Source organism: Maribacter thermophilus (assembly GCF_001020565.1).
GTDB lineage: Bacteria > Bacteroidota > Bacteroidia > Flavobacteriales > Flavobacteriaceae > Maribacter > Maribacter thermophilus.
Genome location: NZ_LDAS01000001.1, coordinates 3,728,123 through 3,752,303 on the forward strand (window position 1 = coordinate 3,728,123; position 24,181 = coordinate 3,752,303).

The window sequence follows — 24,181 nt, forward strand, 5'->3', positions numbered from 1 at the left end:
GGTCGGTCATACATAAAAAAGGTAGCTTGTTTATGGTTTTCTTTACCGTACAAAAGAAAGAAAAGATTTAAACTTTATTTCGTACAAAGCATATATGTTTTTGGTAAGGGTTTTACTTGTAGTTAACTGGTTACTAAATGTTATGGGACAGTAATTTACGCAGTTCAGGTTTTAACTCAAAAATTTCTTGGTATTTAGTGTCCACCTCTTTTGTATTGTGAAAACCGGTATTGGATAGCTACCGGAAACCGTAAGATTTATACGGCCGTTTTTTTGGCACATGGAGTGATGGGTTTTACCTCTTAGGCTTCAATACCTTTTTTCTCACCTTTACGATGCCCTTTTTTAGTAGAAAACTTCGCGAAATAATCACCGAAAACCCCATGGCCGAAAGTAGGGCAATAAATGCCAAGGCACCGAGCGCCCCGCCATATCCTTCAAAAAAGTGTCCTTTGTTAAGATAGATAACACTGAAAAGGCCTGCGGCGATCGCCAAACGGATGTAATTGCCCCTTGCCCGGGGCGCTACCATACCAATAAACGAGGTGCCGATGAACACGATCGGGATATTTTTGGTCAGGTAGGCGTTGCAAAGGTCTGGAAAACAATGGAAAAAGAGCCCCACCATAAGGGCCAATACGGCCGATGCCCTAACGGGACCTTGTTTTAGGCGCTCGCTGACAAAGAAGGTAAGCCACGCCCCCAAAATACCAGTGGTAATAATGATAACGTAGTTCATGCCATTAATCCATAAAGTAATGATACAATAACGACGCCCCCGAAGGCCACGGTGCCCAATTTGCCCCCTAAGCCAAGAAACATATTTTTTGACAGCATTAGAAATACACCTGCCAACATACCGGCTGCAATCACAAAACCGATAGAGGGTACGATTTCTGCACTCGACATGCCTACGAAAACACCACAATAGATGGCTGCAGGCAATTTTTTTAAATAACCCGATTCTTTATTGATTTCGGGAATAAAAGATGCTACGGTACCTGTAATACCAGCGGACAATACACTGCCCAATCCACCAATTACATTTATAAGGTAACAAATGATAGCACCTACGGGCACCCAAACGATTACCCATATATTTTCATATTCGTATTTTTCGTGGTGCAGGTCTACATATCGATATCCAAAAAAGAGGGTCAAGGCCAAAAGAAGCATCGACAGTAGTGCCGTAAAATTGCCGGTTTCGAATTGCTCTTTTGCGATGGTGGTCAAAAATGCTACTTGGATCAGTAATACGGTCAGTACCATAAAAATTCTTATGGCTTTGTGTTTTCTCATCGATCAAGATTGTTTGTAGGTAGCGGTGTATCGGTTTTGATAACGGCTCTTTTGGGGGTGTATTTACTTGCAAAGTACATATGAGGGCACTAAATTAAGAATTACGGCCCGCTCAAAAAACCTTACAACCGGTTTTCTTAATAAAATAAGTAGCTTAGGACGTTGGTGTATGCCATTAATGGGTTTTGTGCCGGTACAAGTACGTGTGCAACAATCTAATTTTTTGATGAGTGGATCAGTTTTCCAATTTCAAAAACCTCCACATAGCAGTTGTTCAAGGCAAGAACAAGTACACTTTTTTCGTTGATCAGGGTAGTGATATGCAAAAGGTTTTCCTTGGTATCACTACTTTTTACAACAGGGAATTCCTCTGGGTCGATCAAATAAAAGGCGGGCACCTCAAAATCGATGTCACGCTCTATTTTTTCGCCTTTGTAGTAATTGTCGATATGGGGAGTGGTCATATAGCTGACATTCACCGTGGTGTCTTTTCGTTTTCCTATATATACCTTAAAGTCTTCAGGTTTTGTGTTATCGTGCCCCTGTGTTATTTTACCATGTATGGAAAACAGTTTTTTTCTGTTATCCAACGATATGCTGTCGGTCATTAACTTTAGGCTTGTTTTTATGGGTTGGTTGGATGGGTGAAAAATAGAGGTAGAGTCGATATTCGGGTCGGGTGTAATTTCTTTGTCCAATATGCTATAATCGCGAAACAAAGGTTTTTCGGTGGTTGATTCAGGAAACCAACCGAGCTCAAAACGGTCTTCATCGACTTTGTACTTTAATAGTTCGTTTTGTTCGAAGGTGCTGATATCGTAGGGGATTTCTTTGCAGCCAAAAAAAGAAATAAAAAGTAACGGTAGTAATATTTTAGATCTCATCATGAGAAAAGTGGTTGGTTTTAAAAAATAACGGGTCCAAGACTTATTTCGTATATGGTTACCTGATTTTTAAGGAACTGGAGGGACGAGGGCTTAAAGACCGGTCGTTTTTCTGACAATGATAAAGGATACCAGTGCCGACAAGGCATCGCTGACCGCAAAAGAGCTCCAAATTCCGTTGAGACCGAACATTGCGTTGAGTCCGTAAGCGATAGGAACATAGAGTAGGATAGGGCGGAGGAGGGCGAAAAAAATAGCGATTTTCTTCTCTTGCAGGGCCTGTACATAGCGTGTTGCTATGATCTGCAGCATGTAAAAGGGGATGGATAGGGCAAAAATGCGCAAGGCCACCTTGGCCATGTTTTCGATAGTTTCGTTGTTGTCTATAAAAATACCAACGATTACATTCGGTGCCAATTCTAAAAAGAGCATTCCTAGAAGCCCTACCAAACCCACGATGATAAGGGTGTAGCGCAGCGTCTTTCGGTTTCGGTCGTGGTCGTTGGCACCGAGGTTGAAACTGATCAAGGGTTGTATGCCGTCTCCGATACCTAGGGCGATCATCATAAAAACTACGTTGACGCCATAGATAATGCCCATTACCGCCACTGCCGGTGCCCCGTCTGCCTGGAGCAACAAGTTATTGGCGATCATGTTCTGTAGACTGGTGGCGCTGTCCATAATAAAGGGTGCCAGCCCCAGTAACATAATGGGGGAAATCACTTTTTGTTGTAGCCGGATGTTCTTCCACTTTAGGGCGATCTTGCTTTTGCCCAAAAAATAATATCTAAGCAAGAGCAGGGCGTTCACCCCTTGGGCGATGATAGTGGCGAGGGCTGCCCCGCGTACCCCCATGTCGAGCCCCTTCATAAAAACGATATCCAAGAAGATATTGATAAGGGCCGAGACGAAAATAAGTAGGGCGGGCAAGCGCGGATTTCCTTCTGCACGACAAGTAAATTCCAGGGCGATAAAAAATGACAAGGGGAACCCGAGTATGATGACCACTAAGTACTCCGCCGACATGTGGAGTAACTCGCCCCGTGCACCCATAAGTTCCAATAGGGGTTCGTAAAAAAACAGTCCGGCCGAAGTAAATAGGACAATGGTTACCAAGAGTCCGGCCATCATGTTCCCCAATACAACTTCTGCCTTTTCGGGGTCCGATTCCCCTAAATATTTTGCTATCAACACTCCGGCACCGCTTCCAAAAAGCAGTACAAAACCGAATTTCAACAGCGAAATGGGAAATACCATGGTCACGGCCGAAAGGCCGTCGGCCCCAACGAAATGCCCTACGAAAATACGGTCTACAATGTTATAGAGAGCATTTACCAACAGGCCCAGAACGGCGGGTCCGACATATACAAATAACTGTTTTAGTACAGTTTGTTCTTTTGGTGCCATTGTTTTACTATGCTATACCGGCTCTGTTATTGCCAACCACCACCAAGGGCGCGGTACAATTCAATTATGGCTTGTAACTCTTCTTTTTTATCTTCTACACCCTCTAATTGTGCTGATAACAAACTGTTTTTTGTAGTTAATACATCGGTATAATTAGTGCTAGATGAATATTCTAGTAAAGCTTCTGTAAATTCTACAGATTTTTCAAGAGCAGCTATTTGTTGCGCTCTAGACTCTTGCTTTTCCTTGGTCTTATTATATGAATAAAGGGCATTCGATATTTCTGAACCTGCATTCAACCATGCTGCTTTATAATCATAAAACGATTGTTGTTGAACCGATTTATTGATTTTCAGTGTTGCTTTATTTTCTCCGTTCGCAAAAATTGGCTGTGTTAAGCCGCCTATTAAATTATAGAAAATAGAATTATCGAAAAAATCGGACAAACTTAATGAAGACAAACCTCCACTTGCTGTAATGGTCAAAGATGGATAAAAATTCGTTTTTGCAACATTTACATCTTCAAAAGCACTTCTAAAAGCCATTTCCGCCTCTTGTATATCGGGTCTGTTTCTTAACAAGGAAGATGGTACTCCTATTTTTAAATCGGCGTAGGCCTCTTGTTCTTTTAAAGATGTTCTTTCAATAGCGCCAGGTACTCTGCCCAACAAAATGGCTAAAGCATTTTCTTGTTCTAAAATGGATATTTCTATATCCGGAATAGATGTTTCTATTTCGTATCTACTGGCTTCACTTTGCACCACGGCGGCACCATCTACCACGCCCGATTCTTTCAGGAATTTCATGGTTTCTTGGTCCTTTATCCTGTTTTCCAGGGTTTTTTTGGTAATGGCCAATTGGGCATCAAGGGCCAATAGACTGTAATAGCTCTGTGCTATATCCGATATCAATTGGGTTTGAACCGCCCTCGCCGCAGCTTCCGTTTTTAAGAAAGAGGCCAAAGCCGAGCGTTTGTTGCTTCGTAGTTTTCCCCATACATCAAGCTCCCAGCTGCTGCTCAATTGCCCCGTATAGGTAGTGGTGTTTAGATTAATGCCACTAACCCCACCAAAGTTCAGGGCCGCTTCCGATGTTTTAGATCGTGTTACCTGGGCACTACCTTCCAAACTGGGAAAAAAGGAGAGTTTGGCCTGTGCCAAACTGGCTCGGGCCTGGTTGATGTTCTCCAGGGCCGTCTTTAGGTCCAGATTGTTTTGCAGGCCTTCTTCAATCAAACCTTGCAAGATGGTATCCGATATCATTTCTTTCCAAGGCAGGGTTGCTATAGATGTGGAGTCTTGTACCAAGGTGTCCCTGTAATTTTCCGAAAACTCGATGTCGGGAGTGGTGTATCTTTTGTTGACCACACCGCAAGACCCTAACAGTAAGAGTGTCATCGTAATGGGAACGATATATTTTATAGATTTAAATTTCATATCCGTTTTTTTATTTGTTCAAAGGAAGTTTTTCGTCTTCTTCATCTCCCCAATCGTGATCGGGTATGCCCACTAATTTTTCCTGTAGATGTTGGAAAATGATGTACAGTACCGGTATAACCATGACACCCAATATGGTACCGACCAACATACCTCCAATGGCTCCCGTACCAATGGCACGGTTACCTACAGCACCCGCACCTGTTGCGATCATAAGGGGTAGTAATCCGAAGATAAAGGCAAATGAGGTCATTAAAATAGGTCGGAACCGGGCAATGGCACCGTCTATGGCAGATTGAACAATGGTTTCGCCCTGTCGCCTACGCTGTATGGCAAACTCGACAATTAGAATGGCATTTTTGGCCAAGAGCCCGATCAGCATCACCAGGGTGATTTGTATATAGATATTGTTGCTGATACCAAATAGATTGGCAAATATCAGAACCCCCGAAAGTCCGGCCGGTACAGATAGCAAAACGGAAATAGGAAGAATAAAGCTCTCGTACTGTGCGCACAATAGGAAATAAACAAATATGAAGCACAGCATAAAAATATAAACCGTTTGGCTACCGGCGGAAATCTCTTCTCTGGTTATACCGGAATATTCATATCCATAACCCGTTGGCAATGTTTCGGCAGCTACTTCTTCAATGGCATTAATGGCATCACCGGAACTATACCCATCATTGGGCGCCCCACTTATTTTTGCCGCTGTAAATAGATTGAAACGGGTTAAACTTTGTGGGCCGTACACCCTTTTTAAGGTTATAAACTCGGTTATGGGCGCCATGACGCCATTACTGTTTTTAACTTTTATGGCGTTCAAACTCTCAAGGTTGGCCCTAAAGTTGGGTTCCCCTTGATAGATTACACGGTATTGCTTTCCGAATTTATTGAAGTTAGAGGCATACACCCCACTTAAATAACCTTGCATAACACTTAGAACACCTTCCACATCCAATCCGGCCAATTTGGTTTTGTCCACGTCCACTACCACTTCGTATTGTGGAAAAGTAGGGTCGAATGTTGTGTTGGCATACTGTATTTCAGGGCGTTTGCTTAGGGCCTGAATAAAATCCTGGCTTACGTTGTAAAGCTGGTCTACCGTACCACCACTTTGATCTTGCAACTGTACCTCAAATCCGTTACTTAAGCCAAATCCTGTAACGGTTGGTGGAGCAAAAAATATAATTCTGGCATCTTTCATGGTAGCCGTTCTTGCGAACAACTGATTGATGATATCCTGTACACTTTGCCCCTCTCCCTTACGTTCGTCCCAAGATTTCAGTTTTAATATAAACATACCATAATTAGATCCTGTACCGCTTAAAAAACCACGACCGGTAGATCGTAAAAATGCGTTTACTTCTGGAATGTCTTCAATTATTTTCTGTAATTCATCCAAAACTTCATCCGTTCTTTCCATGGATGATGCCGCGGGTAAACTGACATCGGCAAAAACGGTACCTTGATCTTCATCGGGTACGAAGCCTGTTGGCGTGGTATTCATTAGGTAAACGAAAACTCCGATAAAAACTACTATAAGACCAACGGCAAGAGCCTTTTTACGAATTAAGAAGTTTAATGCACTTTTATATTTTGAAGTTGTTTTTTCAAAACCGACGTTAAACGCCATATAAAAACGTTGCAGATAACTTTTTGATTTATGTTCTTCGTGCGGTTTTAACAAAAGGGCGCATAAGGCAGGACTCAAGGTCAATGCGTTAACGGCCGATAAAATGATGGCAATGGCAAGGGTTATACCAAATTGTTGGTAGAACACCCCTGAGGATCCACTAATAAATGTTACCGGAATAAACACCGCCGACATGACCAGGGTAATGGAAATAATGGCCCCGGAAATCTCACCCATGGCGTCCAGACTCGCTTTTCGGGCCGATTGATACCCCGAGTCCAGTTTGGCGTGTACGGCCTCTACCACCACAATGGCATCATCGACCACAATACCAATGGCAAGCATTAAGGCGAATAGGGTCAACAAGTTGATCGTAAACCCGAAAAGGCTTAGGAAAAAGAAGGTGCCCACCACGGCCACCGGTACCGATATGGCAGGAATCAGTGTAGATCGCCAATCTTGTAAGAAGATAAATACCACAAGGAACACCAGTAAAAAAGCCTCGATCAAGGTATGGATTACTTTCTCAATAGAGGCATCTAAAAAGTCGTTGGCATTCACCATTTCTGTATATTTAATACCTTCAGGAAAATTTTTAGAAGCTTCTTTTAGCGTCTCAATGGATTTTGCTACTACTTCTTGCGCATTAGATCCGGCAGATTGTGCTATAGCAACACCTGTTCCTGGTTTACCATTAATAGTGGTTATTGAACTATACGATTGTGATCCTAATTCTACTCTAGCGACGTCTTTTAAGCGTAGAATACGCCCATCATCGGTAGTCTTGATAATGATTTCTTCAAAATCGGTAACATTTTGTAGTTTGCCTTTGTACTTTAAGGTGTATTGATAGGCTTGATTTCCTTGTAAACCTAATTCACCAGGTGCTGCTTCAAGATTTTGGTCATTTAGTGCGGTAGTAATATCGGATGGAATTAAACCGTAGTTGGCCATAATATTGGCTTTTAGCCATATGCGCATACTGTAATCTCTAGAGCTAAATGCTGAAGCACTACCAACCCCATCTATCCTTTTTAGTACAGGTATTAAATTAATTTGGGCATAATTCAGAATAAATTCCTCGTCATAGTTATCATTTTCACTGTACAGCCCAAAAATAAATACATTACTACTTTGTTGTTTTTTTGTAGTAACACCCGCTTGTATAACCTCGGAAGGCAATAAATTGGAAGCCGTTGACACACTGTTTTGAACGTTGACCGCTGCAATATCGGGATCGGTGCCAAGTTCAAAGTATACGGTTATACTTGCCGAACCACTAGTTGCTGTAGAGGTCATATAGGTCATGCCCTCAACACCATTGATCGCCTCTTCCAAAGGAACGATGACACTGTTTAATACCGCTTCCGCGTTGGCACCGTCATAAGAGGCTGAAACCTGTACTGTTGGAGGTGCTATATCTGGATATTGGGATATCGGCAGGGTCGTAATCCCGATAATTCCTAAAATCAATACGATGATAGAAATTACCGCCGAAAGAACCGGTCGCTTTATAAATTTGTTGAACATGGTTATCTAATATTTTAATTGTTGGTAGTTGTTACCTTTTCGGTAATTTGCTGCAAGGCACTTATATCACTCTCTTTTACCTGAACAGGTTTTATTTCCGTACCGCTGGACAAGGTTGCGATTCCTTCAAGAACCACTTGGTCACCGTCTTTGAGTCCGTCCGTAACAATGTAAGCCTGCCCAGAATTGGTGGCTGTTACCGTAATTTTAGTGGATTGTACCTGCGACTCCCCGTTTACCAAATACACATATACGCCACCTTGGATCTCGTAGGTAGCCGATTGGGGGATAAGAAAGGCCCCTTCAATGGTTCTGGGAAGTTGTATGGTGGCACTGTTGCCCGTTCTAAGTAAATTATCGGGGTTGTCAAAAACAGCACGAACATTAAACGATCCCGTTTCTTCGTCTACCTGACCGCTCACTGTTTGAATTTTTCCTTTTTGGTCAAACGAGGTATAATCAGGAAGTAACAGAGAGACCTCGTTCATATTGCTCAACAGGCCTTCTCTTGTGAACTCCAGATATGTTTTTTCGTTAATGGAAAAATAGGCGTACACCTGTTTTATATTCGACACCGTGGTCAAAGGTTCGGTAATGTTGCTGTTTACCAGACTCCCCAATTTATAGGGCAAAGAACCTATATAACCCGAAACCGGGGCCGTAATTTTGGTATAGCCAAAGTTGGTTTGTGCATTCGAATAATTGGCCTGTGCCTGCTCTAAGGCCGCCTTTGCGGCGGTAAGTGCATTTTCGGCGGAAGTTAATTCGAACTTGCTGATAATTTCCCGCTCAACCAAAGGCTTTGCTTTTTCAACATTGACCTCCGCAGAGCTTACATCGGCCTTTGCACTGCTGATCGCGGCCTTGGTGCTCAAAAGCTCCTGTTCATATTCAGGGGCGTTCAATAAAAAAAGCGCTTGCCCTTTCTGCACATACTCTCCTTCGTCTACAAGCACTTTCTCTATAAAACCTTCAATTTTAGGATAAATTTCTATGTTCTCGGTACCTTCGATGGTTACCGGAAACTCCCTATAGAGGCCTATGTTCTTTGGTGCTACCGTTAAAACCTTGTATTCGGCAATGCCCCCGTTAGGACGGGCTTCCTTGTTGTTGCACGAGAGGGAAAGCAGCCCTATGAATATCCCAAGGCACCAGGTAAAAAGCTTCGTTTTTCTAGTTTTCATCTCTATTTTATTGTTTCTTTTTGTTCAACTTTAGAATTCATACATTCATATCTTAAAGATGTACCGTGCCTGTTTTTGGGTATCGATTTTTACAGGTAGGCCAATACTGTTCTTTGAAAGGACAAAGGTATGCTCGTATTATATTGTATTGTGAATTATTATTTTGGATAATTAGATTATTATTTAAGTTTTTCTATATTGAAACTTGCTATAAAAAAATGCTGAATGAAAATCTTTAGAGATATCAACTCTTATTTTTTGAACCGAACACAACCAGCAAATGATTATGCTAACAGTTTTTTTATACGAAGAATAGCCAAGGATATGGAATATGCGGAACCCGATGATGAATTTTGGGGGCCTCATAAGCGCGATTTTTTTGAGATTGCCATTCTTCAGTCAAGTAACACCAATATCCAAATCGGCAATCAAACGATGAATCAGCTAAAAAACAGTTTGGCCATCGTTTCCCCTTTTCAAGTCATTAATTATAGTAGAGTTCCACCCAATGATGATTATGGCTATATTATTTATTTCAACGCCTCTATCTTCACTAATTTAAACCAGTCATATGAGCTACAAAATGAGTTTCCTTTTTTTAAAATTCATACCATGCCCATATATCAATTATCAGATGGTAACTTTAAGGATTTATTGGATATTGTTGAGGTTTTATACAAAGAATCTAGAAGTGGTGAAATGCACAACTTTGAGATTGTGAGGTCTTTGCTCCTTGTTTTTCTATATAAGGTTAAGCGCTTTACCCAAGACAATAATGGGATAGTTACAACAAATAGGTACCAAAACATAATGTCTAAGTTTGAGCAGGTCATTCTGTCCAATAGTAATAAATTCTTATCTGTAAATGAATATGCATCACAAATGCATATTAGCCCTATTTACCTTACCGAATGCGTGAAAAAAGTAACAGGAAAGAGTGCTCAGAAAATTATTATCGATTACAAAATACTGTATGCAAAAACACTTTTGCATCAAATGAATAAATCGGTATCTGAAGTTGCCTATGCATTAAACTTTAATGAAGTTGCCAATTTTAACCAGTTTTTTAAGCGCAATACGGGCATGACTGCCAGCCAATTTCGTAATTTGGGAAAGGGAGAGTAGACCTGTTTTGTAAAATTTTAAGGGAAAAATAATTTTCTACTAAAATGTAGTTTCAATGGTATGCTATTAAGGTTCTTGGTTAAATATATTTAGGTAGTACAAGTTGAAATCATCGGAATTAGCTTCTGCGATGTCCATCCAACCATCAGAATTTATATCTACTACAACAATATCGTACGTCCTTGAGCTGTTGTTTGTAAGCTCTATTTTTTTGAAACGATTTCCGTCAATATTCAAGAAAACAATATTTGGTTTAAGGTAATTGCCCGTGACGATATCCATGAGGCCATCCTTGTTAAAGTCGGCCAGGGCAATGCTATAGGTGTCCGTATCATTGGCGCCAAAGGCGACGGTTGTCATAAAAGAGAAGTTTTTGCTACCCAGATAAATACTATTGGATCCATTGATGTTTCCGGTAACAATGTCCAAATAACCATCGTTGTTCATGTCGTCTATGGCAACAGATCTGGTTTCAAAAGATCCCGTTCCAAAATCCAGTTCTTTTTCAAATTTCCGATTGCCCTTGTTAATAAATATTTCATTGGGAATATTGTCTCTGTTTGCGAGGACCAAATCCGGTAGTTGATCGTTGTTTAGGTCTTTAATGGCAATATCTATGGTAGAATTTTTTTTGGCATCCAATTTTACACAATCAAACTTAAGGTTGCCATTGTTATAGCAGATAATATTTTTTTGTCCTCTATTGGTTATTATAAAATCTATATATCCATTATTGTCAATATCTCCCAAAGCTACATTTCTGGCATTGGAGATTTCGGCGACCGTAGAATGGAATTGAAAGTTTCCTTTACTATCGTTCAAATAAATTTTATGTGGGGCATTATCGTTTATTTCAAGAAGATCCAAGTCACCATCGTTGTCCAAATCCACTAATTCAGTCGCATAACTGGTAGCACTTATTTTTCCGATGGGGGTCATTTCATTAAAGCCTTTGCCGTAATTGTAGAAAATGTAATTGGTTTCTGGCCAATGTCGGCCATTGGCCACAACGGCATCTATTAGTCCGTCGTTGTTGATGTCACCAAAATCGATAGAGGCACTGCGTTGTTTTTTAGTGCCGAAACTATACCTAGGCTCCTCACTACTCATATCGTTCCTGGCATAAAAACCGCGTTCTTGCGATGAGGATAATAAAGGGGTTAGAAGAAGATAAAGTAGGGCAAGTCTCAACATAGATAAAAGAGTTTTAGGGCAGTGTTCTTAGACGTTTTTTAATGTCATAAAAATACATAAAGCTGGTGAATATGCGCCAAAGGAGACTGTTTGTGTTTTTACGGACGGTTTGGCCGTATAGTGGTGTAGGGGGGCAATATAAACGCTTGGCCTATATAAAACATGACTGTCGTTGAACTGATCTTACCGAATTAGAAGGTGATCTACCATTTACAGGCGGACTTTATAAATGTACAAAGACGTAGTGTTTAAGACAGAAGACCCTATTATTATAGGTGATGGGTAGGTCAGCGTATAGGTAAGCACATTAGCTCTTGTAGATTGCAGATCTATTTGGGGCCCATTCCTTTTAGAGTGTGCATATTTGAAGTTTTGTAACGCCAATGTCTAAGGTTCATTTGGGCCAACAAGCTAAGAAGACTGTCCGCGTACACTTACGTTTTTAGGTTTTATTTAATTTGAATGGTCAATATTGTTTTTCTTTAGTTTTCTGTCGTTGTATTTATGAATAAAAAAACCTACAAGCCAAATTATACCACCTACAAGGGTTAAATAATGAGAAAAAGATAGAAGTTCAGCTAGCTCTGCATCTACAAATTTGCGACCTATTCTAGCTATTAATGCTATCATAATTATACCAAAACCAATTTTTTGTAGTAGACTGTTATTATTCATATAGGTAGTTATCTACTGTATAAGTAGAAAAAATAAAATATTGTTACATAAATATCTGGATTAAATGTTTGTAGAGCTAAAAATGGTAATGTGTTTGTGCACGAAACGAAGATGTACATGCGCCCTAACCATTACATTTAGAATCTGATACGCTGTTTGTTATAGGTTGTGTTAGGCAACCGTATTGCTATGCAGATTGGTTTATTTTTCTAATGATGTATGAAATAAAAATACCGAAGGTGCCTATAGAAAGTATTGTGCTTACTAAAAAGGCAATAATTACTACTGACTAGACCAAAGTCTCAATCCTTTGTTTTAACTATTAAAGAACTGGACTAGGTTTTTTATAGGATACGTTGTTGGCGGTAGTTTTTTATATTGTCTTCAATTGTTTTTGCATAAAGAAGCATGAAATTATTAATGGATTTATGGATATTAGTTGCTCTAATATTTAATTCATAAAGTTTATCGAAATCCAATAATTCTACATTTCCATTAGCGTTTTCTATCTTAATGTTTTTAAAATCTAATTCCCCACTTTTACTATAATGAAACAAATATCCGTGAACTATTGTATTTCTAATTTTGTTAAGGTCTTTCAATTCAGCGTTTATTTTTTTCCAAACACCAATAATTTCAGAATTGGAATATATTTTAATTATCGAATATATTTTGTCGATTAATTTTCCGGCTGTAAAAAATGTTGTCAATTCCGTTTTTTGAACTTCATTTAGTCCTAAAACTCCATTTGTAAAGTCCCTTAACCTGTTTTCAACTTTTTGAAAAAGTAAAATATATTGACCAATTTGCTGAGTTAGATTTATACTTAAACTGCCTAAAGGCATTCCGATTTCCTCAATTCCGAACATTTGAACTTTTCCCTCTAATAAAATCCCAACAGAATTGTTTGGTTTGTCTATTAGTTGAACAATTCCTTGTCCTTTTTTAGTTTGGACAAGTAGCCCAATATTAAAGTCAATCCAATCTAGTTTCATTTAATTTGGGAAATTACAGGCGACGTGTTTGTATATGATTTGTTACGTGGTTAAACAACTAATTTTAGCAAAGAAAGAAAGACCGAATAGAAAATCCGCTAGGGTTTTCAGAAGTAGGCGAGAATAAGTAATTACTTATGGCCATTTTTCCTAAATTACTAAAATTATAAAAAACTGATTATTAGTGGTTTTTGTTTTTAAACAATTTTAAAATCATCAATCTATAAGAAAAGAAGAGTTGTGCAACGGGTACCATTGTTAGTTACTTTTTATTTTTAATTTAATAAATGCTCTCATCATTGGATTCGCAAACCTATATCTTGAATTTATTCCTTTACCAATTTTGTCTAATACATTACCTCTTTCAGCTTCACACAACTGTTTTAAATTATAAGAAATAGAGTCCCCTTTTACATCTTTTCCTGTTAGTTTATTGTAGTTTTCTAATATGTCTGCTTTACTAAAGCAATTATAGTTGTCTAATGGTGATAGTGCACAGGCATAAAGAATAGATTGCCATTTAGAAGAAGTAGCACTACTTATTGCAGCCAATCTATATGAGGATTTTAACTGCTCATTAGTATTTTCAATCCCTTTTTTGATGGCAATATTTAAATACGATTTAGAAAATTCTTGTTTATTATTTTCAATTATCTCTTTTGCACCATATTTACAAATTAGATGTATGTAATGAGGGAATCCTGATGCAAATTCAACAATTTCTTCTTTAACACTTTTCGGTATTGAAATTTCTAATTTCTCAAGTCCTTTCTCAATGATTTCAGTTGATTCAGATTCAGACATTCTAGGCATTTTAACCTGTTTTAAACATCTTTCTAAACTCTGATGATTACCAATTAGACTTTCTATGTCGTCCGCAATTCCTACAAGAACGATTGTTGAATTTTGAACATTGTCAGAAAATGATTTTATTAAATCAGCAAAACTTTCTCTGGTTTCTTGGTCAGTTATATTATCAAATTCGTCAAAAATGAATAAGAAGTAATGACTTAAAGACGAAATAATGTTTATAATATCAGCTTCAAAATTTAATGATTGAGGATTTAGGTTATTACCAAGATTAACTAAACTCTTTTTTTCTGCAGCATTAAACCCAATTCCTTTTGTAGTTTTAGAAAATTGAATTTTATTAAACGCCTGTTGCCATAATGAAACAAATGTGTCTTTTCTATTACAAGTAATTTTTATTGGGTAAAGATTTGTAATAGATTCTGACATTATATTTGCAAGAGAAGTTTTGCCAACGCCTCTTTCACCATAAACAATAGCGTGTTGCCCTGATTCTTTTATTGCATCACAGACTTTTTGAAGTTGACTTATTCTTCCGTAAAAAAATTCTTCTTTTTTTATTGGTGTAACTGGTGAAAATACCCATTTTAATGCTTGTAATTTTTCTTCTTTTGTCATTAGGTTTTTGTTGTGTTCAAATTGCAACTAACAACTGTATATACCTACCATAGTACATATATACCGCTATTCTTGTATAAAATTAAAGTTTGGTTTATTCCATCACTGAGCAATTTAAAAACCCTATCCTATTCTATTTTACAGAAAAGCGTAATCCCCAAATAAGAAAACGAAACAACGTATTCCACCTAATTTCCATTTTGGACAACTTATTTAGAAAATGGGTAAAGTGCTTCTAGAAGAATAGCGGGAATTTTGCTGTATGAAAAAAATAGCTAACATCGGAATATTTACCATACTGTTCGTAAGTAGTTTAACGATTATGGTGGGTACGGTTATAGCACCTTCGCTATCGGGTATCGTACAACACAAGAACTTAGGTTTTTCGCCCGGTTGGTTAATTACCTTGCCCTCTTTGGGAGTGGTTGTTTTTGCCCCTTTTGTAGGTAAATTGTTGCACAGGTTGGGCACTATAAGACTCTTATGTTTGGGCTTAATACCGTATGGCATTTTGGGGTTTATAGGAGCCTATATATCCAATGACTTTTTATTGATTTTAGATCGCTTTCTGTTGGGTGCCGCAACGGTGGCCGTGCAGGTATCGGTAACGGCCTATATTGCGGAGTGTTTTGCAGGCAAAGAGCGGATGAAGATGATTGCTTGGCAAGGTATGGCTATAGAATTGGGTGGGGTTGTTTTCTTGGCCATTGGTGGTATACTCGGAGAAATAAACTGGCAATTTCCTTTTTACATTTACTTAGTTGCTTTACTATGTCTTGTATTGGTATTGAAAACATTGCCCAAAACGCCTTCTGTAAAAGAACATGAAGAGGATGTTTCAGATGCGGAAAGTAAGGGCTCGTCTAAGGTGTGGCTCATATTCGGGTCCTCGCTATTGGCCATGATGCTCTTCTTTATCGGTTTTGTTACCTTGCCCTTGTACTTGCCAGGTTCCTTTGGTTTTGGAGAGTCGGAAACGGGTTATTTTATGGCGGCCATATCGGTAGTGGCCATTTTAACGGCCAGCCAAATGCCAAAAATGGTGCATTTAGTGGGAGATGGAAAAACAGTAGCACTCGGATTTTTGTTTTTTATGCTTGGGTATGTGGTCTTGGCAGTATCTAGCAGTTGGTTGTTTTTATTGTTTACCATTCTTTTTATAGGTGTCGGTTTTGGTTTTACCATTCCCTTATTAAACCATATGATGCTAGAGGCGAGCACCCCAAAAAACCAAGGGCGGAATTTGGGCTTGTTTTCGATGGGGGTTTTTGGCGGACAGTTTTTATCCACCTTTATAGAGTATATATCCAACGATTACAAGGCCGTTTATACCGTGGCGGCTACTATGGCCCTAATTATTGGATTTGTTATTTACTTTTTGTTTCAAAAAATAAATAAGAACTGAATGATATTCCAGATTGGTTGACCAATTGTAGAATTCAATTTCTTGGGTGCTGTTTCTTGTCTTATACCTAAAAGGGAGACATGGTATTTGTTAATATGATAATTAACATTCTATTTAACAGTATTTTTATTTGATTTTTTCATTGTAGTCATAATTTTAATAAAAATAATTTATCAAAATGGTTGATTTGGCAGAAATATGATAATCAGGTCTAAATCTACTATATCTATTCTTTTAGTCCTTATTTTTATGATGGGACTGACCCAGAGAACCATCGCGGCCTATTCCGATGATTCTTCTATTGTCATGGAATTGGAACACCATGATGGTCAAAATGATTCTGAACCCGAACCTGATATTGATGAAGATGTTCTAGGCTTGGACATACCTTTTAATGAAACACTACTAGCCGATACTATTTTAATGTTATATAGAACTGAGATTTCTATAAACTCAGATGGTGCCAGTCAAAGAATGGGCACATCACAACCCACCCCTCCTCCAGAATACATAGGTTAATATATGATATGTATATATCCCTAAGGGGGCATATACACTTTTAATCCGTTTACTAATTATTGGTCATATATACCATTGGCCCCTTTGTGGTACTAGTGGTACATAGACTTTATATTCTTAACCTATATTTTCATGAATTTATTTAAACACTGGAAAAAGGACTTGCCTGCAAGTCTTGTTGTGTTCTTTGTTGCGTTACCTTTATGTCTTGGTGTAGCCCTTGCCAGCGGGGCACCACCGTTTGCCGGTCTTATTGCCGGTTTTGTTGGAGGGGTCTTGGTGGGTTACCTATCAGGTTCCTCTATAGGGGTAAGTGGCCCGGCAGCCGGTTTGGTGGTCATTGTTTTAAATGCCATAACCGATTTGGGCAGTTATGAACTGTTTCTTACTTCGGTAATCTTGGCAGGTATCATACAAATTTTATTGGGCGTATTTCGCGCAGGCATTATTGGTTATTATTTTCCTTCGGCCGTAATCAAGGGAATGTTGAGTGCTATCGGAATCATGATTTTTGTACAACAGATACCCTTGGCGTTTGGTTTTAGCGGTGATGTAAACACCGATCGGATCGATTTTAGCGGTCTCCATGACCAGATTACCCTAGGGGCGGTATTCGTTACTTTTATATCGTTGAGTATACTATTGTTTTGGGACGGTATTTTAGCCAAGAAAAATAAAATATTTAAACTGGTTCCGGCACCGTTGATCGCTGTGGTATTTGGAATTATTATCTATGTTACCATAGGGCAATCCGGTTTGTTCGCCCTTCATGAAAGTCAACTGGTACGGGTACCGGTCCCACAAGATGTGACGTCTTTTCTTGGACAGTTTACGTTTCCTGATTTTTCGGCCCTGACCAATAGCAATGTGTACGTAACGGCATTCACCATAGCCATCGTAGCAAGTTTGGAAACTTTATTGAGTGTTGAAGCCTCCGACAAACTGGACCCTCTTAAACGACAGACACCTACCAATAGGGAATTGATTGCACAAGGAGTCGGAAACACGGTTTCGGGCTTGATCGGTGGTATTCCCATTACGCAAGTGGTCGTACGTAGTTCTGCCAATGTAATGAGCGGCGCAATGACCAAATTGTCAGCAATTATACACGGTCTGTTGATCTTGCTGAGTGTTATTGCCATACCTACTTTGCTGAACCTTATACCACAGGCAGTCTTGGCCAGTGTACTTTTGGTAATCGGTTATAAATTGGCAAATCCCAAGGCTTTTGTGCAAATGTATAAATTGGGAAAGACCCAATTTATACCCTTTATTATAACCGTAGTGGGTATTGTGTCTACAGATTTGTTAAAGGGAATAATGGTCGGGTTGACCGTAGGGCTGATCACCGTTCTTTTAAAGTCTTATTACAATTCGCACCAGTTGCTATTAAAGGAGTACAAGGGCAAAAAGAATCTTTTTCATATCAATTTTGCGGAAGAGGTTACTTTCATTAACAAGGGGCGAATTATTAAGGAGCTGGATGCTTTGGAAGAAGGAGCTTATCTAGAATTGGACTTTAGAAAAACCAAGGTGTTGGACTATGATATTTTGGAATACCTGGACGAGTTCTCCGTCAAGGCAAAAAACAACAACATACATATTAAAATAATTGCGGAAAAAGAAACCTTGGACAATCCGGAAAGTTTTAGAAAATACTTTGGCCACCAAGTGTTTCAAATGGAACATTGAAACTGAAAAACTATGAAATCGGACTTTTATAAAAGCTTAATAGAGAATAACAAAAAATGGGTACAGTCTAAATTGGAAGATAATCCTGAGTTTTTTGAAAAACTGAAAAAAGGACAACAACCACCATTGCTATGGATCGGTTGTTCAGACAGCCGTGTACCTGCCAATGAGATTATTGGGGCACAGCCAGGAGAGGTATTTGTACATAGAAATATTGCCAATATGGTGGTACATTCAGATATGAACATGCTCAGTGTATTGGATTATGCCGTCAATGCCTTAAAGATCAAACATATTATTGTTTGCGGGCACTATGGTTGCGGAGGTGTACAAGCTGCTATGGGAAATAAATCGTACGGTTTGGTAGATAATTGGATTCGTCATATAAGAGACGTCTATAGACAACATCAAGATGTTTTGGCTAAAATAGAGGATAATTCTGAACTTTTTGATCGCTTTGTTGAGTACAATACGATGGAGCAAGTGTATAACTTGGCAAAGACTTCAATTGTTCAAAATGCATGGGAAAGGGGACATGACCTAAACCTGCATGGGTGGGTATATGGTGTAGGAACGGGAATTGTCAAAGATCTGAAGGTTAATTTTAACTGTAACTCGCAACTGGAAGAGTTTTATAGGCTTGCGGTTGTTTAAGGTAGATACCATACCTTGTTTGTTTAGATCTTTAGATTATCTCAAATGATATAAAATATAGGGCTTAAAAGGTAGAACGGAGAAATTCTATTTACTTTTGGGGCAATCCCAAAAGTAAATGGATACACCTAATTGGAAAGATAAAATTCTGATTTTAGAGAATTTCGAAAGCAATGATGAATTGCTTTCCGGTAACTCTATGGGAATTTATGTTGAGCGCAATGCAGAAAATGGCCTGTTGGTTCATTTTAAACCGTTAAACGAGGTTTTTAAGAACGAGGTCTTTAACGATAATCCAGGGACGTTGTTAAATTTTGAACGAGACCTTATAGATGAGGATGATGTTGAATATGCCTTGGACGTTATGTTCCTCTTTAATAGATATCCGCAGTTTCATTTGCGTAAGAATGATGAGGTAAGACAGCTACATAAGCTATTGGATCTGTTGAAGGAAGAGTTTTATAGCGATTCGGCCTCGTATGTAATGCTCAAGACCTTGTTGAAGGTCTTGCTGCTACACCTGATCCGTTATCAAAACGATGGGTTTTTGCAACAAGACCTGCAACAAAAAAGGGTTTTTAGGTTTTTAGAACTCATGGAGACCCATTTTTTACAACAGACCAATGCAGCGTTTTATGCCCGAGAACTAGGGGTTAGCGTAAAACGGTTGAACCAAATACTTAAGGAAAAGTTGCAAATGACCGCAAAACAGGTCATTCGGCAGCGCCAGATTACCGAGGCAAAACGAAGGTTGGTAAAAAGCGATATTTCGGTGAAAGAACTGGCCTTTGAGCTGGGCTTTGATTCTATGAGTAGTTTTTCGCGCTTTTTCAAGAAAAATGTAGGGGTAAACCCTTCTATATTCAAAGATAAGCACCTATAGGGTTTAATGGGCTTTTTTGTAAAGTTCTATGGCCTTTAAATAGTTTAATCCTCCGTCTTTGGTTTGGTCATTTATAAATCCATTAAGTTCTGGATGATTTTTTTGGATCCAATCTACTAGCTCATCTCTATTTTTAACAAATGTTATTTCGTTAAATATCAGATATTTGGTTTTTTCGACCCTATTTATTTTATCGTTGTTAAAGAGAATGGTTTCATTGGTTACGATTGGCCCGTTGTGTAGAAATGAAATTCTTTTGTCCGTTTTAGAAATTTTTGCCCTTACGACTCCATTTACTTCCTCCATTACAAGAATTTCGTAAGTTGGGTCAAAAACAGAATCCCATTTTATCCATTCTACATATTTTTTTAATGGAAAAACTTCTTCGTAATCATACTCATTTTCCCTGATCAAAATGGTGTCCGACAATATATTTGCTATTTCAGAATCATCTGAGTCATCAAGTGCCTTATAATATTTTTTTGCGATTTCAAGTTTATAAAAATATTTTTCAGAAGTTTTACAGGATACCAATCCAGTAAGCATGAAAAGCAATGTTATGATAATTTTGTTCATCTATTATTTATTGGGTAAAATATAATAATACACTTATTATCAGTGATTTGAGAGGATTTGGGGGGCTTTTATATCAAAGATAACAAAGTTGGGTGGTATGTTTTTGAATTATATTAACCACCTGTAATTAATTATAAATGAGGGAGTTCTAATTCAGTTATGTTCTAATGGTTTGGGCAATATGTGATAGTGCTGGTGGGTTTGCAATCCAATATGTTATTACTGCTATATCTGATTTTTTTATAAGGTGCTAATAGTTAGGCTTTTAAGATTCTTTCGACTTTTTCTGTTGGGTCTTTTTTATGTTAAGGCCCAGCTCATTTTCTAGTTCGCGTTTTCTTTGTTCCAATCTGTTTAGCCTTTTTCTATCTTGTTTTTGCCAAATAAAGTGTGCCAAAAATGAGAAAAAGGTATAGAGTACCGCCGTTAATATTACAAGCTCTTTATATTCGAGACCGCTTGTCTCCATCGCAGATTTACTTCTGCCCAATTGATCCACGCTTACATAGGTAGGCGCCCAGATGGCAAAAAAGATTCCGAACCCTATTACTTTCCATAAGTTTTTTACAAAAAAGCCCGAGTTTCTTATGGTAGACCTAATTCTGGCCCTAACCACAATTAACTCTTTTTCTTTATAATAGCGGGACATCAAAATTATATGAATTACTGGCTGTGTTCTTAAAAATAGGATATTTGAGTAATAACGGTCGTGTGTAGTCTTAAATTTTTGATGTGTAAAGGTTTTAGGCTACCGAACGATTGGATTCATAGATGTTCTATTTTTGTAACTATGGGTTAGCGGGCCATATGGTCTTGAACCTTACACAGACCACGGGCATTTCTTCTGTAGGACTGTCACCACTTTCCTCTAAGATGGCTTTAAAAAAATTCCAATGAGCTTTTTTCCATTTTTTTAACGGTTCAATATCCGTTCCCATATCCGATTGGGCATATGTTTCTGAAATTTCGTTGAATGGTATAAGGTCCACACTTTTATTTTCGATGATGGCTATCGCTTTCCCGTTATAATCGGTTACAATTTGTTTGGCGCCCACTTTTGGCAAATCCACCTTATATTTTTTGTATAGACTAAGAAGTCCGGAAGAAGCACTCTTTTTTCCGTTGAGTGTCAGTTCTGCCAATCTGTTCGCGTCGTCTTCGTTATCATGAAAAAAATCGGATTCGGGTATTTCCTCGTTTTCTGATTTCGGATTTGCCGTTACATAGTCGCTCCACATTTCATAAACGGATTTGTCCACCTCATTTTGGGCCTCCGTTTGTAGGTTTAAAGGTGTTTCTTCAGTTGTCTTTGTTTTGGTTTCGCTTTTACAGCCTATAAAGATGAATAAAAGGGCAATCGTCAGGTTTCTCATAGTTTTAATGTTGTAGCTAGTAGTGTTTATACATACCGATAGATTTATTGGACAGCTGATACTGGTAATTTTTAACCGATCCGTGTTCCGTTTTTTACCGCTCTTTCGGGTTGTATCAAAGTTACTTCCTTATTGTCGCCGATACCGCCCAAGACCAAACATTCGCTCATCATATTTGCTATTTGCTTGGGAGGGAAGTTGACCACTGCGATTACTTGCTTTCCTATTAATTCGTTAACGGAATATAGCTTGGTGATCTGGGCAGATGTTTTTCTTGTGCCCAATTCCCCGAAATCGATGGTCATTTTATAGGCCGGATTTCTTACCTCTTTAAATTCTTCGGCGTTAATAATAGTGCCTACCCTCATTTCAACTTTCATAAACTCGTTCCAGGTCAATTGTTGGTTTTCTATCATTTTCATGGTTGTGTTTAATAAAGTAATCTTAAGGTTTATTATATGATAGTTGGTTAAGTTGTGTTTAAGCAAGGTGGTTGTTTGCAATATATATTAAAACGTTTCCTGTTTTTTCTCCTTTTATTACATATTCGTAGGCTTTTGATATATCATCCAATTGATATTCGCGATCTATGACCGGTTTAAATTTTTCTGTCTTCAAAAGATTACTGATATATGGTATTGTTTTCTGTTTGTCAAAAGGTATGGGGAAAATTACTTTTTTGTTGTTAATGGCATTGAGCAAGGGGTAAAAAACATTCTGGGAATAAGGCCCTAATTCAGAAGAGATATAAACCCCATTTTTATTTAATATCGGCTTACACTTTCCAAAAGTACTTTTGCCGACCGTATCGAATATAAAATCATAAGTATCGTTTTGGTCGGTAAAATTTTCCTTAGTGTAATCAATAAATTTATCGGCACCCAGACTTTTTATAAGTTGTGCGTTCTTTGTGTTGCCGGTAGCGGTTATTTTTACATCATATTGCCTAACAAATTGTAACAGGGCAGAACCGATCGCCCCTGTTGCCCCATTGATCAAGATACGCTGTCCCGATTTAATTTTTACCTTATGTGTAAACGAGTAGGCGTAATGCGCACCTTCTAAACTTGCGGCAGCTTGTTTATGATCAATGTTCTGTGGTACGGTAAAAAGGTTTTTTACTGTGGTGGTTAAGTATTCGGCTTGTGATTCGGATCCAGTGTCATTGAAGCCAAATACTCTATCTCCCTTATTTAAAGACTTAACATTGGCACCAATAGAAATCACTTCCCCGGAAAAATCGGTCCCGACTATAATTTTTCTTGGTTTAAACAGGCCCAGAACAAACCTCATGATAAATGGTTTGGCGGTAAGATTGGCACAATCTGTCCTATTTACTGTGGTAGCATAAACCTTGATCAATACTTCATTGTCTTTTGGGACAGGCCTTTTTACCTCCTTAACGCATAATTGTCTTGGGGAACAATAATTTCTACGTATCGCTGCTTTCATTTTTATTGATCATTATCTAATACGGTATGGCCGCACGTGTGTAAGATGTTGTTTGAGGTGGACTATAAATATAGTTGAAATGCTTTTTAATAAAAACTAAAGGGGAAACAGAACATATCTATAATATGCACATAATTTAATCTTTACTTTTAGTTAATGTCCCGTAGATGGATTTTTGATTTATTTGTGTCCATGCATATAAGCGATACAAACCGGATTTCTTCCTATGAACTGATGGAACGAATTAAAGATTCTGACGAATTGGCGCTTCGAATCCTATATGATAGATTGTGGAAAAAAATGTATGTATTGGCCTTCGGTATTTTACGTGACGAAGCGGTTTCTAAAGATATCGTGCAAGAAGTATGGATAGATCTGTGGGAAAGACGAAGTACGGTTCAAAACCAGAATATTGAAGCCTATATGATGAAGGCTACAAGGTTTAAGGTATATAAGGCCTTAAGGGATACGACCAAGACGAGTGCCGTTACCGAACTTTTTTTAGAGCAATTAAAAACACCTGAGTCCGAAGGTGCCTTGCAAAAAATATACGAGGAGGAAACAGCTTCTAGAATTGAGGAAGCGGTAGGTAAGCTCCCCAAAAAATGCAACCAGGTATTTTGTTTGAGTAGGGAAGAAGGTTTTGCGAACGCCGAGATTTCTAAAATGTTGAATATATCCCAAAGAACTGTTGAGACCCATATTTCCAACGCCATAGTTCGCATAAAACGAGAGCTTACGATATCTGTACTGGTACTCTGTTTTTCTTTTTTTTAAAAAAATCAAATTTCTTTTACGTGTGGTTGCCGTGTTCTGGTATATAAAGGTAGAACA

General features: G+C 38.4%; 23 protein-coding genes. 7 read left to right on the top strand and 16 right to left on the bottom strand.

Annotated features, from left to right (window positions below; genetic code table 11):
• Window positions 1-295: 295 nt before the first annotated feature.
• From AB657_RS16215 to AB657_RS16245, 7 genes are all read right to left on the bottom strand, one after another.
• Window positions 296-739 (bottom strand): hypothetical protein, encoded by a 444-nt coding sequence (locus AB657_RS16215; RefSeq protein WP_047247458.1) that lies wholly within the window; start codon window positions 737-739, stop codon window positions 296-298.
• Entirely contained in the window at window positions 736-1,299 is a 564-nt protein-coding gene (locus AB657_RS16220; protein WP_047247459.1) for a hypothetical protein, read from the bottom strand. Before AB657_RS16220 ends, AB657_RS16215 begins: the two co-directional genes overlap by 4 nt.
• A gap of 215 nt (window positions 1,300-1,514) precedes the next feature.
• Window positions 1,515-2,186 (bottom strand): hypothetical protein, encoded by a 672-nt coding sequence (locus AB657_RS16225; RefSeq protein WP_157491784.1) that lies wholly within the window; start codon window positions 2,184-2,186, stop codon window positions 1,515-1,517.
• 90 nt (window positions 2,187-2,276) lie between these two features.
• Window positions 2,277-3,590 carry an MATE family efflux transporter gene (locus AB657_RS16230; RefSeq protein ID WP_047247461.1) on the bottom strand — a complete coding sequence of 438 codons (1,314 nt, stop codon included), beginning with the start codon at window positions 3,588-3,590 and terminating at the stop codon, window positions 2,277-2,279.
• Between the two features lie 26 nt (window positions 3,591-3,616).
• Complete coding sequence (locus AB657_RS16235; protein WP_047247462.1) at window positions 3,617-5,026, bottom strand: efflux transporter outer membrane subunit; 1,410 nt, start codon at window positions 5,024-5,026, stop codon at window positions 3,617-3,619.
• 10 nt (window positions 5,027-5,036) lie between these two features.
• The gene (locus tag AB657_RS16240) at window positions 5,037-8,192 is read right to left on the bottom strand and encodes an efflux RND transporter permease subunit (RefSeq protein ID WP_047247463.1); all 3,156 of its coding nucleotides are present in this window, start codon (window positions 8,190-8,192) and stop codon (window positions 5,037-5,039) included.
• A gap of 14 nt (window positions 8,193-8,206) precedes the next feature.
• The gene (locus AB657_RS16245) at window positions 8,207-9,376 is read right to left on the bottom strand and encodes an efflux RND transporter periplasmic adaptor subunit (protein ID WP_052958731.1); all 1,170 of its coding nucleotides are present in this window, start codon (window positions 9,374-9,376) and stop codon (window positions 8,207-8,209) included.
• A gap of 225 nt (window positions 9,377-9,601) precedes the next feature.
• On the opposite strand from AB657_RS16245, the gene AB657_RS16250 reads away from it, so the two are divergent.
• Window positions 9,602-10,501 carry a helix-turn-helix domain-containing protein gene (locus tag AB657_RS16250; RefSeq protein ID WP_047247464.1) on the top strand — a complete coding sequence of 300 codons (900 nt, stop codon included), beginning with the start codon at window positions 9,602-9,604 and terminating at the stop codon, window positions 10,499-10,501.
• 66 nt (window positions 10,502-10,567) lie between these two features.
• Here the strand turns inward: AB657_RS16250 and AB657_RS16255 are convergent, their stop codons facing one another.
• From AB657_RS16255 to AB657_RS16270, 4 genes are all read right to left on the bottom strand, one after another.
• A complete protein-coding gene (locus tag AB657_RS16255) occupies window positions 10,568-11,695 on the bottom strand; it encodes an FG-GAP repeat domain-containing protein (protein ID WP_047247465.1) in 1,128 nt (375 codons plus the stop codon).
• Between the two features lie 453 nt (window positions 11,696-12,148).
• The gene (locus tag AB657_RS16260; protein ID WP_157491786.1) at window positions 12,149-12,325 is read right to left on the bottom strand and encodes a hypothetical protein; all 177 of its coding nucleotides are present in this window, start codon (window positions 12,323-12,325) and stop codon (window positions 12,149-12,151) included.
• Window positions 12,326-12,714: 389 nt separating this feature from the next.
• Window positions 12,715-13,365 carry a hypothetical protein gene (locus AB657_RS16265; protein WP_047247467.1) on the bottom strand — a complete coding sequence of 217 codons (651 nt, stop codon included), beginning with the start codon at window positions 13,363-13,365 and terminating at the stop codon, window positions 12,715-12,717.
• Between the two features lie 258 nt (window positions 13,366-13,623).
• A complete protein-coding gene (locus AB657_RS16270) occupies window positions 13,624-14,793 on the bottom strand; it encodes an nSTAND1 domain-containing NTPase (protein ID WP_047247468.1) in 1,170 nt (389 codons plus the stop codon).
• Between the two features lie 262 nt (window positions 14,794-15,055).
• On the opposite strand from AB657_RS16270, the gene AB657_RS16275 reads away from it, so the two are divergent.
• The 5 genes from AB657_RS16275 (at window position 15,056) to AB657_RS16295 (ending at window position 19,946) form a co-directional block, all read left to right on the top strand.
• Window positions 15,056-16,198 carry an MFS transporter gene (locus tag AB657_RS16275; protein ID WP_047247469.1) on the top strand — a complete coding sequence of 381 codons (1,143 nt, stop codon included), beginning with the start codon at window positions 15,056-15,058 and terminating at the stop codon, window positions 16,196-16,198.
• Between the two features lie 249 nt (window positions 16,199-16,447).
• Window positions 16,448-16,717 carry a hypothetical protein gene (locus tag AB657_RS16280; protein WP_047247470.1) on the top strand — a complete coding sequence of 90 codons (270 nt, stop codon included), beginning with the start codon at window positions 16,448-16,450 and terminating at the stop codon, window positions 16,715-16,717.
• Window positions 16,718-16,849: 132 nt separating this feature from the next.
• Window positions 16,850-18,409 carry a SulP family inorganic anion transporter gene (locus tag AB657_RS16285; protein ID WP_047247471.1) on the top strand — a complete coding sequence of 520 codons (1,560 nt, stop codon included), beginning with the start codon at window positions 16,850-16,852 and terminating at the stop codon, window positions 18,407-18,409.
• Between the two features lie 12 nt (window positions 18,410-18,421).
• Window positions 18,422-19,063 (top strand): carbonate dehydratase, encoded by a 642-nt coding sequence (gene can, locus AB657_RS16290; protein ID WP_047247472.1) that lies wholly within the window; start codon window positions 18,422-18,424, stop codon window positions 19,061-19,063.
• A gap of 118 nt (window positions 19,064-19,181) precedes the next feature.
• Window positions 19,182-19,946 carry a helix-turn-helix domain-containing protein gene (locus tag AB657_RS16295; RefSeq protein WP_047247473.1) on the top strand — a complete coding sequence of 255 codons (765 nt, stop codon included), beginning with the start codon at window positions 19,182-19,184 and terminating at the stop codon, window positions 19,944-19,946.
• 3 nt (window positions 19,947-19,949) lie between these two features.
• Here AB657_RS16295 and AB657_RS16300 read toward each other — a convergent pair whose 3' ends face one another.
• The 5 genes from AB657_RS16300 to AB657_RS16320 all read right to left on the bottom strand — a co-directional run bounded on the left by AB657_RS16300 (window position 19,950) and on the right by AB657_RS16320 (window position 23,347).
• Window positions 19,950-20,522 carry a hypothetical protein gene (locus AB657_RS16300; RefSeq protein WP_047247474.1) on the bottom strand — a complete coding sequence of 191 codons (573 nt, stop codon included), beginning with the start codon at window positions 20,520-20,522 and terminating at the stop codon, window positions 19,950-19,952.
• Window positions 20,523-20,787: 265 nt separating this feature from the next.
• Window positions 20,788-21,171: a hypothetical protein gene (locus AB657_RS16305; protein WP_047247475.1), complete on the bottom strand. Its 384-nt coding sequence runs from the start codon at window positions 21,169-21,171 to the stop codon at window positions 20,788-20,790.
• A gap of 139 nt (window positions 21,172-21,310) precedes the next feature.
• Window positions 21,311-21,895: an ASCH domain-containing protein gene (locus AB657_RS16310; protein WP_047247476.1), complete on the bottom strand. Its 585-nt coding sequence runs from the start codon at window positions 21,893-21,895 to the stop codon at window positions 21,311-21,313.
• A gap of 71 nt (window positions 21,896-21,966) precedes the next feature.
• The gene (locus AB657_RS16315; protein WP_198146933.1) at window positions 21,967-22,311 is read right to left on the bottom strand and encodes a tRNA-binding protein; all 345 of its coding nucleotides are present in this window, start codon (window positions 22,309-22,311) and stop codon (window positions 21,967-21,969) included.
• 64 nt (window positions 22,312-22,375) lie between these two features.
• Window positions 22,376-23,347, bottom strand: a complete 972-nt coding sequence (locus AB657_RS16320) for an NAD(P)-dependent alcohol dehydrogenase (protein WP_047247477.1) — start codon at window positions 23,345-23,347, stop codon at window positions 22,376-22,378.
• Between the two features lie 156 nt (window positions 23,348-23,503).
• Here AB657_RS16320 and AB657_RS16325 point away from each other — a divergent pair, with 156 nt between their 5' ends.
• On the top strand, window positions 23,504-24,124 hold the full coding sequence (locus tag AB657_RS16325; RefSeq protein WP_084696447.1) for an RNA polymerase sigma factor: 621 nt from the start codon (window positions 23,504-23,506) through the stop codon (window positions 24,122-24,124).
• Window positions 24,125-24,181: the final 57 nt, after the last annotated feature.

Coding starts and splice junctions, on each gene's coding strand:
- AB657_RS16270 (WP_047247468.1), bottom strand. CDS start 14,793: ATGACAAAAGAAGAAAAATTACAAGCATTAAAATGGGTATTTTCACCA.
- can (WP_047247472.1), top strand. CDS start 18,422: ATGAAATCGGACTTTTATAAAAGCTTAATAGAGAATAACAAAAAATGG.
- AB657_RS16260 (WP_157491786.1), bottom strand. CDS start 12,325: ATGATAGCATTAATAGCTAGAATAGGTCGCAAATTTGTAGATGCAGAG.
- AB657_RS16215 (WP_047247458.1), bottom strand. CDS start 739: ATGAACTACGTTATCATTATTACCACTGGTATTTTGGGGGCGTGGCTT.
- AB657_RS16320 (WP_047247477.1), bottom strand. CDS start 23,347: ATGAAAGCAGCGATACGTAGAAATTATTGTTCCCCAAGACAATTATGC.
- AB657_RS16310 (WP_047247476.1), bottom strand. CDS start 21,895: ATGAGAAACCTGACGATTGCCCTTTTATTCATCTTTATAGGCTGTAAA.
- AB657_RS16285 (WP_047247471.1), top strand. CDS start 16,850: ATGAATTTATTTAAACACTGGAAAAAGGACTTGCCTGCAAGTCTTGTT.
- AB657_RS16265 (WP_047247467.1), bottom strand. CDS start 13,365: ATGAAACTAGATTGGATTGACTTTAATATTGGGCTACTTGTCCAAACT.
- AB657_RS16245 (WP_052958731.1), bottom strand. CDS start 9,376: ATGAAAACTAGAAAAACGAAGCTTTTTACCTGGTGCCTTGGGATATTC.
- AB657_RS16225 (WP_157491784.1), bottom strand. CDS start 2,186: ATGATGAGATCTAAAATATTACTACCGTTACTTTTTATTTCTTTTTTT.
- AB657_RS16220 (WP_047247459.1), bottom strand. CDS start 1,299: ATGAGAAAACACAAAGCCATAAGAATTTTTATGGTACTGACCGTATTA.
- AB657_RS16250 (WP_047247464.1), top strand. CDS start 9,602: ATGAAAATCTTTAGAGATATCAACTCTTATTTTTTGAACCGAACACAA.
- AB657_RS16305 (WP_047247475.1), bottom strand. CDS start 21,171: ATGTCCCGCTATTATAAAGAAAAAGAGTTAATTGTGGTTAGGGCCAGA.
- AB657_RS16240 (WP_047247463.1), bottom strand. CDS start 8,192: ATGTTCAACAAATTTATAAAGCGACCGGTTCTTTCGGCGGTAATTTCT.
- AB657_RS16255 (WP_047247465.1), bottom strand. CDS start 11,695: ATGTTGAGACTTGCCCTACTTTATCTTCTTCTAACCCCTTTATTATCC.
- AB657_RS16235 (WP_047247462.1), bottom strand. CDS start 5,026: ATGAAATTTAAATCTATAAAATATATCGTTCCCATTACGATGACACTC.
- AB657_RS16295 (WP_047247473.1), top strand. CDS start 19,182: ATGGATACACCTAATTGGAAAGATAAAATTCTGATTTTAGAGAATTTC.
- AB657_RS16280 (WP_047247470.1), top strand. CDS start 16,448: ATGATGGGACTGACCCAGAGAACCATCGCGGCCTATTCCGATGATTCT.
- AB657_RS16275 (WP_047247469.1), top strand. CDS start 15,056: ATGAAAAAAATAGCTAACATCGGAATATTTACCATACTGTTCGTAAGT.
- AB657_RS16300 (WP_047247474.1), bottom strand. CDS start 20,522: ATGAACAAAATTATCATAACATTGCTTTTCATGCTTACTGGATTGGTA.
- AB657_RS16230 (WP_047247461.1), bottom strand. CDS start 3,590: ATGGCACCAAAAGAACAAACTGTACTAAAACAGTTATTTGTATATGTC.
- AB657_RS16315 (WP_198146933.1), bottom strand. CDS start 22,311: ATGATAGAAAACCAACAATTGACCTGGAACGAGTTTATGAAAGTTGAA.
- AB657_RS16325 (WP_084696447.1), top strand. CDS start 23,504: ATGTCCCGTAGATGGATTTTTGATTTATTTGTGTCCATGCATATAAGC.